The sequence below is a fragment of the Pseudomonas sp. WP18 genome, from assembly GCF_036689585.1.
GTDB classification, from domain to species: domain Bacteria; phylum Pseudomonadota; class Gammaproteobacteria; order Pseudomonadales; family Pseudomonadaceae; genus Aquipseudomonas; species Aquipseudomonas chlororaphis_E.
The window spans coordinates 6184378-6197158 of sequence record NZ_CP144758.1 but is presented as its reverse complement, the minus strand read 5'-3'; the positions used below and the strand labels follow the sequence as shown (position 1 = coordinate 6197158).

11 protein-coding genes are annotated in these 12781 nt (G+C 63.5%); 5 read left to right on the top strand and 6 right to left on the bottom strand.

Annotated elements, in window-relative coordinates; translation table 11 throughout:
- Positions 1 to 100: 100 nt before the first annotated feature.
- The gene (locus V5F23_RS27740; protein WP_042732621.1) at positions 101 to 379 is read right to left on the bottom strand and encodes a YheV family putative zinc ribbon protein; all 279 of its coding nucleotides are present in this window, start codon (positions 377 to 379) and stop codon (positions 101 to 103) included.
- On the bottom strand, positions 376 to 2454 hold the full coding sequence (prlC, locus tag V5F23_RS27735; protein WP_338497095.1) for an oligopeptidase A: 2079 nt from the start codon (positions 2452 to 2454) through the stop codon (positions 376 to 378). Before prlC ends, V5F23_RS27740 begins: the two co-directional genes overlap by 4 nt.
- A 72-nt stretch (positions 2455 to 2526) precedes the next feature.
- Between prlC and V5F23_RS27730 the strand changes: the two genes are divergently transcribed.
- Both V5F23_RS27730 and V5F23_RS27725 read left to right on the top strand, forming a co-directional pair.
- The gene (locus V5F23_RS27730) at positions 2527 to 3072 is read left to right on the top strand and encodes a gamma carbonic anhydrase family protein (RefSeq protein ID WP_042732622.1); all 546 of its coding nucleotides are present in this window, start codon (positions 2527 to 2529) and stop codon (positions 3070 to 3072) included.
- Positions 3073 to 3284: 212 nt separating this feature from the next.
- Entirely contained in the window at positions 3285 to 3935 is a 651-nt protein-coding gene (locus tag V5F23_RS27725; protein ID WP_047735724.1) for an HAD family hydrolase, read from the top strand.
- Positions 3936 to 3955: 20 nt separating this feature from the next.
- On the opposite strand, the gene V5F23_RS27720 is transcribed toward V5F23_RS27725, so the two are convergent.
- The 4 genes from V5F23_RS27720 to aspA form a co-directional block, all read right to left on the bottom strand.
- Positions 3956 to 4948, bottom strand: a complete 993-nt coding sequence (locus V5F23_RS27720; protein ID WP_047735725.1) for an AraC family transcriptional regulator — start codon at positions 4946 to 4948, stop codon at positions 3956 to 3958.
- Positions 4949 to 5108: 160 nt separating this feature from the next.
- The gene (locus V5F23_RS27715; RefSeq protein ID WP_123579248.1) at positions 5109 to 6113 is read right to left on the bottom strand and encodes an asparaginase; all 1005 of its coding nucleotides are present in this window, start codon (positions 6111 to 6113) and stop codon (positions 5109 to 5111) included.
- 131 nt (positions 6114 to 6244) lie between these two features.
- On the bottom strand, positions 6245 to 7696 hold the full coding sequence (locus V5F23_RS27710) for an alanine/glycine:cation symporter family protein (RefSeq protein ID WP_042731958.1): 1452 nt from the start codon (positions 7694 to 7696) through the stop codon (positions 6245 to 6247).
- 571 nt (positions 7697 to 8267) lie between these two features.
- Positions 8268 to 9692, bottom strand: coding sequence for an aspartate ammonia-lyase (aspA, locus tag V5F23_RS27705; protein ID WP_042731957.1), 1425 nt, complete (start codon positions 9690 to 9692; stop codon positions 8268 to 8270).
- 178 nt (positions 9693 to 9870) lie between these two features.
- On the opposite strand from aspA, the gene V5F23_RS27700 reads away from it, so the two are divergent.
- From V5F23_RS27700 to V5F23_RS27690, 3 genes are all read left to right on the top strand, one after another.
- Entirely contained in the window at positions 9871 to 10788 is a 918-nt protein-coding gene (locus tag V5F23_RS27700; RefSeq protein WP_042731962.1) for a LysR substrate-binding domain-containing protein, read from the top strand.
- A gap of 372 nt (positions 10789 to 11160) precedes the next feature.
- Positions 11161 to 11652: a 5-(carboxyamino)imidazole ribonucleotide mutase gene (gene purE / locus V5F23_RS27695; RefSeq protein WP_003196369.1), complete on the top strand. Its 492-nt coding sequence runs from the start codon at positions 11161 to 11163 to the stop codon at positions 11650 to 11652.
- Between the two features lie 12 nt (positions 11653 to 11664).
- A complete protein-coding gene (locus tag V5F23_RS27690) occupies positions 11665 to 12750 on the top strand; it encodes a 5-(carboxyamino)imidazole ribonucleotide synthase (RefSeq protein WP_042732869.1) in 1086 nt (361 codons plus the stop codon).
- Positions 12751 to 12781: the final 31 nt, after the last annotated feature.

The window sequence follows — 12781 nt, the reverse complement described above, 5'->3', positions numbered from 1 at the left end:
GTGCTGGACAGTCTGGGAAGGAAGGCCGCGTGCCGGGCGGTAACTATGTATGGCCTGTGGTGTGATCTTCCGGGCGGGTCGGGAGGTCACACCGCAGGTTTCAGTCGGTTTTCTTCTTCAACTTGGGGTTGGGGAAGAACTGCACCGCCTGGACCTTGGCGTCCGGCACCTTGGGCGCCGAGGTGTTGACGCGCGTGCCCAGTTCCTTGGGCACCGACAGGCCTTGCTCGTTGAGTGTGTCGGAATAACCGCAGGCCACGCATTCGCGGTGGGGTACGCCGTCTTCGTTCCACATCATCAGCTTGTCCGGCTCACTGCACGCCGGGCAGACCGCCCCGGCGATGAAGCGTCGTTTGGTGATCACAGGCCCCTCGCTCATGCTGCCGCGTCCTCGGTCAGGCCGCTATGGCGCAAGAGTGCGTCAATCGACGGCTCACGGCCACGGAAGTCGACGAACAGCACCATCGGCTCTTGCGAGCCGCCGCGGGCGAGGATGGCTTCGCGGAACGCGCGGCCGGTGTCGGCGTTGAGCACGCCGTCCTCTTCGAACTTCGAGAACGCGTCGGCCGACAACACTTCCGCCCATTTGTAGCTGTAGTAGCCCGCCGCGTAGCCGCCGGCAAAGATGTGCGCGAAGCTGTTGGGGAAGCGGTTGTAGGCCGGCGGCCTCATGACCGACACCTCGTCGCGCACGCCTTCGAGCACTTGCAGCACGCTGCGGCCGTCGCCGTGGGTCGCGTGCAGCTCGAAGTCGAACAGCGAGAACTCCAATTGACGGACCATCATCAGGCCGGACTGGAAGTTTTTCGCCGCGAGCATTTTTTCCAGCAGGTCCTGGGGCAGCGGTTCGCCGGTTTCATAGTGGCCGGAAATCAGCGCCAGGCCTTCGGGCTCCCAGCACCAGTTTTCCATGAACTGGCTCGGCAGCTCCACGGCATCCCAGGCCACGCCGTTGATGCCGGACACGCCTGCATGCTCGACACGGGTCAGCAGGTGGTGCAGGCCATGGCCGAATTCGTGGAACAGCGTGGTGACCTCGTCGTGGGTCAGCAGCGCCGGCTTGCCGCTGTCGGCCGGGGTGAAGTTGCACACCAGGTTGGCCACCGGGCTTTGCAGCGAGCCGTCGAGGGTGCGCCGATGGTCGCGCGCGCCATCCATCCAGGCACCGCCGCGTTTGTTGGCGCGGGCATAGAGGTCGAAGAAGAAACGGCCGACGTGTTGGCCATTCTCCTTGATCTCGAACAGGCGAACGTCCGGGTGCCAGGCGTCGAAACCTTTCAGTTCGGCGATCTCGATGCCATAGAGGCGTTGCACGATGGCGAACAAGCCGCCCAGTACCTTGTCGATCGGGAAGTAGGCACGCAGGGCTTCCTGGGCAACGCTGTAGCGCTGCTGGCGCAGTTTTTCGCCATAGAAGCCGCTGTCCCAGCTTTGCAGGTCGGGGCAGCCCTGTTCGGCGGCGAAGGCCTTCAACTGCTCCAGGTCCTGTGCGGCGAACGGTTTGCTGCGCTTGGCCAGGTCCCGCAGGAAACCGAGCACCTGGTCGCTGGACTCAGCCATTTTGGTCGCCAGGCTCAACTCGGCGAAATTGGCGAAGCCCAGCAGTTGGGCCAGCTCCTGGCGCAGGTCGAGGATCTGTTCCATCACCGGGCCGTTATCGTTCTGGCCGGCATTCGGGCCCTGGTCCGAGGCGCGGGTGCAGTAGGCCGCGTAGACCTCTTCACGCAGGGCGCGGTCTTCGGCGTAGGTCATCACCGCGTAGTAGCTGGGGAACTCCAGGTTGATCAGCCAGCCGTCCAACCCCTTGGCCTGGGCGGCGGCGGCCATCTGCGCCTTGGCCGAGTCGGTCAGGCCGGCGAGGGCGGCTTCGTCAGTGACGTGCTTGGTCCAGGCCTGGGTGGCGTCCAGCAGTTGGTTGGAGAAGCGGCTGCCCAGCTCGGACAACGTGCTTTGCACCTCGGCGTAGCGCTTCTGCTGATCGGGCGGCAGGTCGATACCCGACAGACGGAAGTCCCGCAGGGAATGCTCGAGGATGGTTTTTTGCGCGACGTCGAACCCGGCGGCTTCGGGGCTGCGCGCCAGGGCTTCGAATGCCTGGAACAGTTCGCGGTTCTGGCCCAGTTCGGTGGAGTACGCACTCAGCGCCGGCAGGCAGGCCTCGTAGGCTTCGCGCAGTTCGGGGCTGTTACGCACGGCGTTCAAATGGCTGACCGGGCTCCAGGCGGCGCCGAGGCGGTCATTGAGTTCGTCCATCGCCAGCACCAGGCCGGCCCAGGTCGGCTGCTGCCCCTGGCTCTTGAGGATTTGCGCGATGGCCGCGCGGTTGTCAGCCAGGATCTGCTCGATGGCCGGTTGCACATGCTCGGCACGAATCGCCGAGAATGGCGGCAGGTCATAGGGTTGCAAAAGAGGGTTGTTCACGCTCACGGTTGGCACCTTGGCTGGAAGAAACATGGGGCCATCTTAATTACAATCGACGCTCACCGCAGCTAGCAGCACCTATCAGCCGAAAAGAGAGAGCCTATCGTGACCCTTCGCACGTACCAGAACCACAGCCCACGGCTTGCCCGGGGCGCCTTTGTCGACAGCACCGCGGTGGTGATCGGCGACGTCGAGATCGGTGAAGACAGCTCCGTCTGGCCGCTGACCGTCATTCGTGGCGACATGCACCATATCCGCATCGGTGCCCGCACCAGCGTCCAGGACGGCTGCGTGCTGCACATCACCCACGCCGGGCCTTTCAACCCCGACGGTTTTCCATTGCGGGTCGGCGACGACGTGACCATCGCCCACAAGGTCATGCTCCATGGCTGCAGCGTGGGCAGCCGGGTGTTGATCGGCATGGGCAGCATCGTGATGGATGGCGCCGTGGTCGAGGACGACGTGATCATCGGTGCCGGCAGCCTCGTGCCGCCGGGCAAGCGGCTGGAGAGCGGCTTCCTGTACGTCGGCAGCCCGGTGAAACAGGCCCGGCCACTGACCGACAAGGAGCGTGCGTTCTTCACCTACAGCGCGGCGAACTACGTGAAGCTCAAGGACCTGCACCTGGCCGAGGGTTATGACCGGATCTGAATCGCCCACTTAAGCATGTCGAATGACCATTGTGACGAGGGGATTTATCCCCGTTGGGCTGCGCAGCGGCCCCAAACCAGTTGGCGCGATGCTTCATGTTCGATTGCGATCAGCTTGTTAGGGGCTGCTCTGCAGCCCAGCGGGGATAAATCCCCTCGCCACAGTTTCAGTCAAGCCCTTCGAGTGAACTGCATGACCACCCAGGAGTTTTAATGCACTACCAAACCCTACTCTTCGACCTCGACGGCACCCTCACCGACCCGCGCGAGGGCATCACCCGTTCGATCCAGTTTGCCTTGAGCAAGCTGGGCATCGACGAACCCGACCTGACCCGCCTCGAACATTTCATCGGCCCGCCGCTGTTGCAGGCGTTCATGCAGTTTTATGGCTTCGATGAGGCGAAGGCCTGGGAGGCGGTGAATTTCTACCGTGAGCGTTTCAAGGTCACCGGGCTTTATGAAAACCGCGTCTTCGACGGCGTGATGCCGTTGCTGGAAACCCTGGGCGGGCAGGGCCGGCAGCTGTACATCGCGACGTCCAAGCCCTGGGTCTTCGCTCGGGAAATCGCCCGCCACTTCGACTTCGCCCGGCACTTCAAGGTGATCTACGGCAGCGAACTGGACGGCACCCGTACCGACAAGGTCGAGCTGATCGCCCACCTGCTGGCCGAAGAAAACCTCGACCCGAGCGACACCCTGATGATCGGCGACCGCAAGCACGACCTGATCGGCGCCCGCAGCAATGGCCTGGACGCGGCGGCGGTGGGGTATGGGTTTGGCAGCCATGAGGAGTTGTGTGCCGAAAGCCCGGCCTATCACTTCCAGACGGTGGACGCGTTGCACCGGGCGTTTGTGCGCGGCTAGTTAAATCTTCATCGAATGGCTCAAGGCCTGAACTGGCTCGGCGCTACGCCGCTCCAGCGTACGAAAGCGTGGCGGAAGCTGGCGGTTTCACTGAAGCCGAGCAGCTCGGCGATCCGGTAGATCGGCAGTTGGTCCTCGCACAGCATCTGCTTGGCCCGTTCGAAGCGCAGCTCGTCCAGCAGCTCCTGGTAGCTGCAACCCAGCTCCTTGAGGTGCCGGCGTAAGGTGCGCGCCGAGCAGTTCATCTGTTCGGCCAGGCTTTCCAGCCCGGGGGCGGCGTCCAATTGAGCGCTGAGTAACTGGCGGATCCGCCCCAGCCAGGCTTGGCGGCCGGTGAATTCGGTGTTCTGCCTGCGGCAACGTTCGGCCATGGCGTGGTGGGTGATGGGGTCGGCCAGGGGCAGGGGTTGCCCGAGCCATTGGCGGTCGAAGGCGAACCCGTTGTCCAGGCTGTTGAAGCGCACCGGGCAATCGAAGTGCGCGTTATACCGGGCCTGGTAATCCGGCGCCGCATGTTCGAAGCGTGCCGCGCGCAAGGGCAGCGGATGGCCGAGCAGGTCGTTGCAGATGACTTTCAGCGAAACCATGCAGAACTCGGCGTTGAACACCGCCAGGGCCGGGTTCTCTCGATAGTCGCTGGCGCTGAGCCAGACGTACTCGCCATCGTCGTCCAGGTTCAGTTCAAAGAGTGTTCCCAATAGCGCCGGGTAGTGCAGCGCCAGGCGCAAAGCGTCACCTAAGGTGGCACTGGTGAGCAGCGCATAGCCGAGCATGCCGTAGGAGGACACGTGCATGTCCCGCCCCAGTTCCAGGCCGATGTCCCGCTTGAGGGCCACGGCGTTGGCGCAGACCTGCATCTCCTGATTGGTGGTGATGCGCGTGTCGGCCCGGCTCAGGTCCGCCGTGCTGATGCCGCTGCCGGCCAACAGGGCGTCACTGGGCAACCCTTCGTGCTTGAAGGCGTTGAGCACCAGGGAGACGGCGTTGAGGGTGGTGAGGTGGGAATGCAGCATGTCCGTTTCCAGCCTGGGGAAGCTGGAGATCGAGCAAGTTGTGTGCCGTACCTTTCGTTGGCATAGGGATGCTGTGGCGAGAGAGCTTGCTCCTTCTGTGCTGTGAGCGCTTCGCGCTCAAGCGGGAGCAAGCTCCCTCGCCACAGGTTACGGGCCTACCTTAGGCGAGTTCGCCACACAAATCCAGCTCGACCAACCGGCGAACCTCGTCCACCGGCAAGCCGGCGCCAATCAACGCCTGCAACTTGCCGAACGCCGCTTCGCGGGTCATGCCACCACCGGACAACACGCCGACGCCCCGCAGGCGACTGCCGGCCTCGTACACATCCAGCTCGACGCCTCCTTCATGGCATTGGGTCACCGCCACCACGACCACGCCGTTGTCCCGCGCCCGCTGCAGGCTGGCAAGGAAGGCTGGGTTGTCGCTGGGCCCGGTGCCGCTGCCGTAGCACTCCAGTACCAGGCCCTGGATACCGCTGCCCAACAGGCCATCGAGGATTTCGGCGCTGATGCCGGGAAACAGCGGCAGCGCCGCGACGTTCGCCAGTTGCTTGGGCTGGTTGTAATTCAGTTGCGTCGGCAGGGAAGGCGCCTTGGCGCCGCCACCCTGGCGTTCCAGGCGCTTGAACGGGTGACGGCCGAAGCTGCGCACTTTCGCGCAGCGGGTCGGTGGCAGCAGCTCGCCGTGGAAATACAGGTGCACGCCCGGCGCCAGGCCCTGGCCGAGGGCGACCAGGGCGCCGCTGAGGTTTTCCCAGGCGTCGCTGTCGGTCACGCCCGCCGGCAACATCGAGCCGGTGAAGCAGACGCGGGCATGCAGGCCGAGCAGTTGGAAGCTCATCGCGGCAGCGCTGTAGGCCAGGGTGTCGGTGCCATGCAGGATCAGCACGCTGTCGCACCCTTGCACATCCACTGCCTCGACCACCGCTTCGCGCAGTTGCTGCCAGTAGGCCGGGGTCATGTTGGCGCTGTCGATCAAAGGCGACATTTCCCGGAAGCGCCACTGCGGGACGACGAGTTCGGGTTGACTGTGCAGGTAGTCGCGCATCCGCGCTTCGAAACCGGATGCAGGCGCCAGGCCGTGGGCGCTGGCTTGCATCCCGATGGTGCCGCCGGTGTAGAGCACCATGACGTGCTGGGCGGCAGGGTAGGTCGAGGCATTCATGGTTGTTCTCCAGGAAAGAAAACGGCAGCTTCAATGGGCTGCCACAACATAAGGCCGAGCATGACGCCGACCTTACGCTGTGTCACGCCGGGCGCAGGGGATGCGCCCGGTTTTTCAACAGTGGTCGCCGATCAGCGTTGCGCTGCGGCCACGCCCGCTGGGGCGCCCTGAGGGTTGGCAACCGGTGCCGACGGGTTGGCCGGCCAGGCCTTGCGGTCCAGGTCCAGGTCGGGGAACTGGCTGGAGTCGAAGACAGGCACCTTGATACCGGCCGAACGCTGGTTGTCGTAGTCGCGCAGGATGCGCATGCCGACCTTGAACAGCAGGAACAGCGCAATCAGGTTCACGAACGCCAGCAGGGTCATGGTGATGTCGGCGAAGGCGAACACGGTGCTGAGGTTTTCGATGGCGCCCCAGAAAATCAGCACCAGTACCAGCGAGCGATAGGCGATCAGAGCCTTGCGGTTCTCACCCAGCATGAAGCGCAGGTTGTTCTCGCCCAGGTAGTAGTTGTAGAGGATCGAGGTGAAGACGAACAACGCCAGGGCCACGGAGATGAACATCCGGCCCCAGTCACCGACGACCGCCGCCAGGGAGTTCTGGGTCAGGGCAATGCCGTCGCCTTCGAAACCTGGGGTATAGAAGCCGGACAGCAGGATCAGCAGCGCAGTGCAGGTGCAGATCACGAAGGTGTCCAGGAACACGCTGAACGCCTGGACCACACCCTGGGCGACCGGGTGCTCGACCGACGCCACGGCCGCCACGTTAGGCGCACTGCCCAGGCCGGCTTCGTTGGCGAACACGCCGCGCTTGACGCCCATCACGATGGCGCTGCCGATCAGGCCACCAAAGGCTTGATCCAGGCCGAAGGCGCTCTTGACGATGGTCGCGAGCATGGCCGGCACGTGGTCGAATTGCAGCACGATCACGTAGATGGTCACGCCGATGTACACTAGGGTTTTGACCGGTACCAGCAGGTCGGCGACCTTGGCGATGCGCTTGATCCCGCCGATGAACACCAGGCCCAGCAGGACCGCCAGGCCCAGGCCGGTGTAGGTGGTGTCCAGGCCAAAGGCGTTGTTCAGCGAGTGGGTCACGGCGTGGGCTTGCAGGCCGTTGAAGGCGAAACCGAAGGTGATCAGCAGCAGGAAGGCCATGATCATGCCCAGCCAGCGCTTCTGCAGGCCGTGCTGGATGTAGTAGGACGGGCCGCCACGGTACTGGCCTTCGGAGTCGCAGCGCTTGTAGAGCTGGCCGAGGGAGCACTCGAAGAAGCTGCTGGACATGCCGACCAGGGCGGTCACCCACATCCAGAACACCGCGCCGGGCCCGCCAAGGGTCACGGCGATGCCGACACCGGCGATGTTGCCCGCGCCGACGCGGCCGGCCAGGCTGAGCATCAGGGCCTGGAAGGAGCTGAGCTGGCCGGCGCTGCTTCTGAGGCTGTCACGGAACACCGCGAACATGTGGAAGAAATGGCGGAACTGGACGAAACGCGAGCGGATCGTGAAGTAGCTACCGAGCCCAACAATGAGCACGATCAGCACTTTCCCTGAAAGGAAGTCGTTGATGACTTCGAGCATGAGTATTCCTCGCTGTTTTTTGTTTAAGCAAATGCTGGCCAGTTGGAAACATCGCGTTACATCGGCCGGCGGACGGCACGACAGGCGAGGCGATGTTTCGTCCCGGTCCATTTCGCGGGTTTGTTATTAGTTCGGGTTTCGCATGTGTTGGGGTCTCGCTACCGACGACCGCGCATGCGAAGAGGGGCGGCACTATACCTATCAGCGCGGTGCCCGTCTGCACAGTTGTGGTGCGTCCGACGAAACGGACCTTTGAAACAACCGGGCTCCTTTCAGTGCCCGGCATCTGCGGAGCTGCTTTGTGTGGGAGCGGGCTTGCGCGCGAATGCAGGGTGTCAGCCGCCATGACGTGTGCTGATACACCACATTCGCGAGCAAGCCCGCTCTCACCTTCTTCAGCTTCCAGACTTCTTTTCAGCCTCTGGTCAATTAAAAAAAGGGCTTGGGGACGAGCCCCAAGCCCTCAAAAGGTGAGAGGTGTCTAGTCCCTCGACCTGGTGAGCGTTGGCTTTGTACGAAAAGTGCCTGATCGCCGCTCGGCGCCCTTTCGTACAAACCCTAGTCGCGTCGATCACGCTTTGAGCGGGACCAGGCGCGGAGCAATCATGTTTTCCGGGCGCAGGATGTCGTCGAGCATGGCGTCGTCGAGCAAGCCTTCCTCGCGCACCAGTTCCAGCACGCCGCGGCCACTTTCAAGGGCGACACGGGCGATGCGGGTGGCGTTTTCATAGCCGATGTACGGGTTCAAGGCGGTGACCAGGCCGATCGAGTGTTCGACCAGCTCGCGGCAGCGCACTTCGTTGGCGGTGATGCCGACGATGCAGTGCTCGCGCAGCATGTCCATGGCCCGTTGCAGCAGGCGGATCGAGTCGAAGATCTTGAAGGCGATCAGCGGCTCCATCACGTTCAATTGCAGTTGGCCGCCTTCGGCTGCCATGGTCAGGGCCAGGTCGTTGCCGATGATCTGGAAGGCCACCTGGTTGACCGCTTCCGGGATCACCGGGTTGACCTTGCCAGGCATGATCGAGCTGCCTGGCTGGCGGGCCGGCAGGTTGATTTCGTTGATGCCGGTGCGCGGGCCGCTGGACAGCAGGCGCAGGTCGTTGCAGATCTTCGACAGCTTGACCGCGGTGCGCTTGAGCATGCCGGAGAACAGCACGAAGGCGCCCATGTCGGAGGTGGCTTCGATCAGGTCGGCGGCCGGTACCAGCGGCTGGCCGCTGATGGTCGCCAGGCGCTGTACGGCCAGGGCCTGGTAGCGCGGGTCGGCGTTGATGCCGGTGCCGATGGCGGTGCCGCCCAGGTTCACTTCGGTGAGCAGTTCGGGTGCCAGGGTCTTGAGGCGTGCCAGGTCTTCGCCCAGGGTGGTGGCGAAGGCGCGGAATTCCTGGCCGAGGGTCATCGGCACGGCGTCTTGCAGCTGGGTGCGGCCCATTTTCAGGACGTGGCTGAATTCTTCACCCTTGGCCGCGAACGCCTGGATCAGGCTGTCGAGGCTGGCCAGCAACGCATCGTGACCCAGCAGCAGGCCCAGGCGGATCGCGGTTGGGTAGGCGTCGTTGGTGGACTGCGCCATGTTCACGTCGTTGTTCGGGTGCAGGTACTGATATTCGCCCTTGTTGTGGCCCATGACCTCCAACGCGATGTTGGCGATGACTTCGTTGGCATTCATGTTGGTCGACGTGCCGGCGCCGCCCTGGATCATGTCCACCACGAATTCTTCGTGGAAATCACCGCGGATCAATCGTGCACAGGCTTCGCTGATGGCGGCGTGCTTGGCTTCGCTGAGCTGGCCCAACTCGCGGTTGGCATCGGCGGCGGCTTGCTTGACCATGGCCAGACCGACCACCAGCTTGGGGTAATGCGAAATCGGAACGCCGGAGAGGCGGAAGTTGGTCACCGCTCGCAGGGTCTGGATGCCGTAGTACGCTTGTGCCGGTACTTCGAGTACGCCAAGCAGGTCTTTTTCTGTGCGGAAAGATGCAGCGGAGGACATGACGGAAATCATCTCGATAAGGACCCGGTCTGAGCCGGAACGCCTCGAATCCTAGGCCTGCATGCAAATTAGGGCCAATGCTGTTAAACACTGCCCTATGCATATTCGGCATAATGCCGGTGTGACGCCGGCGTTATGGCGAGCGTGTGACCCGTTTTGGTGCATGTGGGAGGACGTGATGAATCTTGAAAGCAAATGGCTCGAGGACTTCAGTGCCCTGGCCGCGACTCGCAGTTTCTCCCAGGCGGCCGAGCGGCGCTTCGTCACGCAGCCGGCGTTCAGTCGCCGGATCCGCAGCCTTGAAGCGGCACTGGGGCTGACCCTGGTCAACCGTTCGCGCACGCCCATCGAACTGACGGCGGCCGGGCAGTTGTTCCTGGTGACGGCGCGCACGGTGGTCGAGCAACTGGGTGAAGTGTTGCGTCATCTGCATCACCTGGAAGGCGGGCAGGGCGAGGTCATCCAGGTGGCCGCCGCGCATTCCCTGGCGCTGGGCTTCTTCCCGCGTTGGATCGCGCAGCTGCGCAACGAAGGCATGAACATCGCCACGCGCCTGGTGGCGACCAACGTGGGCGACGCCGTCCACGCCCTGCGCGAGGGCGGTTGTGACCTGATGCTGGCTTTCTATGATCCGGACTCTGCGATGCAGATGGACCCGGAGATCTTTCCGTCGCTGCACCTGGGCCAGACCCAAATGCTCCCGGTGTGTGCGGCGGATGCGGACGGCAACCCACTGTTCGACCTCGAAGGCGAGGCCAGCGTGCCGCTGCTGGCCTACAGCGCCGGGGCGTTTCTGGGACGCTCGGTCAATCAGCTCCTGCGCCAGCGCGCGCTGCGCTTCACCACTGTCTATGAAACAGCCATGGCCGACAGCCTGAAAAGCATGGCCCTGGAAGGCCTCGGGATCGCCTGGGTGCCGCACCTGAGCGTGCGCGCCGAACTGGCCCGGGGCGAACTGGTGATCTGCGGCGGGGCGCAATGGCACGTCCCACTGGAGATCCGCCTCTACCGCTGTGCCCTGGTGCGCAAGGCCAATGTCCGGTTGTTGTGGCGCAAGCTGGAGGGCGGGGTGGCCCAGAGTGTTCCCGGTTCTTGAAGACAGCGCAGACCCCTTGTGGGATGTCACTGATATCAGGGTCATCACCGAGCCCCTGTGGGAGCGAGCTTGCTCGCGATGACGGACTGACATTCACCGTTGCATTGACTGACCGGTCGCTATCGCGAGCAAGCCCGCTCCCACAAGGGATTTGTGTCGTTGTTCTGCTGACCTCGAAGTCAATAAACCCGCCGCTTCGCCTCAAATGACAGATGGTCGGCGAAAGTGCGTTTAACGCACCGTTTTCGGTATACTGCCCGGCCTTCGGTCGGTTCACCCGGCCATTATTCGTACAACAAGCCACGCCGGTTTCCCGCGTGGCTTGTTGTTTTTTGACGCGCCCGCGGGCGCCCAGAGAGAAGAGGCACATTGATGAGTGCATTGGTTGGCGTGATCATGGGCTCCAAGTCCGATTGGTCCACCCTTAGCCACACCGCCGATATGCTGGAAAAGCTCGGCATCCCCTACGAGGTGAAAGTGGTCTCTGCCCACCGCACCCCGGACTTGCTGTTCCAGTACGCCGAAGAAGCCGAGGCCCGTGGCATCGAGGTGATCATCGCCGGTGCCGGTGGCGCGGCCCACTTGCCAGGCATGTGTGCGGCCAAGACCCACCTGCCGGTGCTGGGCGTGCCGGTGCAGTCGTCGATGCTCTCGGGCGTCGATTCGCTGCTGTCGATCGTGCAGATGCCGGCCGGCATCCCGGTGGCGACCCTGGCCATCGGCAAGGCCGGTGCGATCAACGCCGCCCTGTTGTCGGCGAGCATCCTGGGCGCCAAGCACCCGCAGTTTCATACCGTGCTGAAAAAATTCCGTGCTGAGCAGACAGACAGCGTCCTGGACAACCCGGACCCGCGCATTGCCTGAGGTGGTTGACGAATGAAGATCGGTGTAATCGGTGGCGGCCAGTTGGGTCGCATGTTGGCCCTGGCGGGGACGCCGCTGGGGATGAACTTCGCTTTCCTGGACCCAGCGCCGGACGCCTGTGCCGCCGCGCTGGGTGAGCACCTGCGGGCCGATTACGGCGATCAGGATCACCTGCGCCAGTTGGCCGATGAAGTCGATCTGGTGACTTTCGAGTTCGAAAGTGTCCCGGCTGAAACGGTTGCCTTCCTGTCCCAGTTCGTCCCCGTCTACCCAAGCGCCGAGGCGCTGCGGATCGCTCGCGATCGCTGGTTCGAAAAGAACATGTTCAAGGACCTGGGCATTCCTACCCCGGCCTTCGCCGACATTCAATCCCAGGCCGATCTCGACGCGGCCGTCGCCGCCATCGGCCTGCCGGCTGTCCTCAAGACCCGCACCCTGGGGTATGACGGCAAGGGCCAGAAAGTTTTGCGCAGCCCTGAAGACGTGGCCGGCACCTTTGCCGAACTTGGCAGCGTGGCCTGCCTGCTGGAGGGCTTCGTGCCGTTCACCGGGGAAGTCTCGCTGATCGCCGTGCGTGCCCGCGACGGTGAGATCCGCTTCTACCCGCTGGTGCACAACACCCACAAGGACGGCATCCTCAAACTGTCCGTCGCCAGCACCGACCACCCGCTGCAAGCCTTGGCCGAGGATTATTCCAGCCGGGTGCTCAAGCAGCTCGACTATGTCGGCGTCATGGCGTTCGAGTTCTTTGAAGTGGACGGTGGCCTCAAGGCCAACGAAATCGCCCCGCGTGTGCACAACTCCGGGCACTGGACCACCGAAGGCGCCGAGTGCAGCCAGTTCGAAAACCACCTGCGGGCGGTGGCTGGCCTGCCGCTGGGGTCGACCGCCAAGGTCGGTGAAAGCGCGATGCTGAACTTCATTGGCAAGGTGCCGGACACCGAGAAAGTCCTGGCGATTGCCGACTGCCATCTGCATCACTATGGCAAGGCCTTCAAGGCCGGCCGCAAGGTGGGTCACGCCAACCTGCGTTGTGCTGACCGGGCGACCCTTGCCCAGCAGATCATCCAGGTCGAGGCGCTGATCGCCGAGCAATAATCTGAAACATTGTTGGAACCATTCGTCGGCC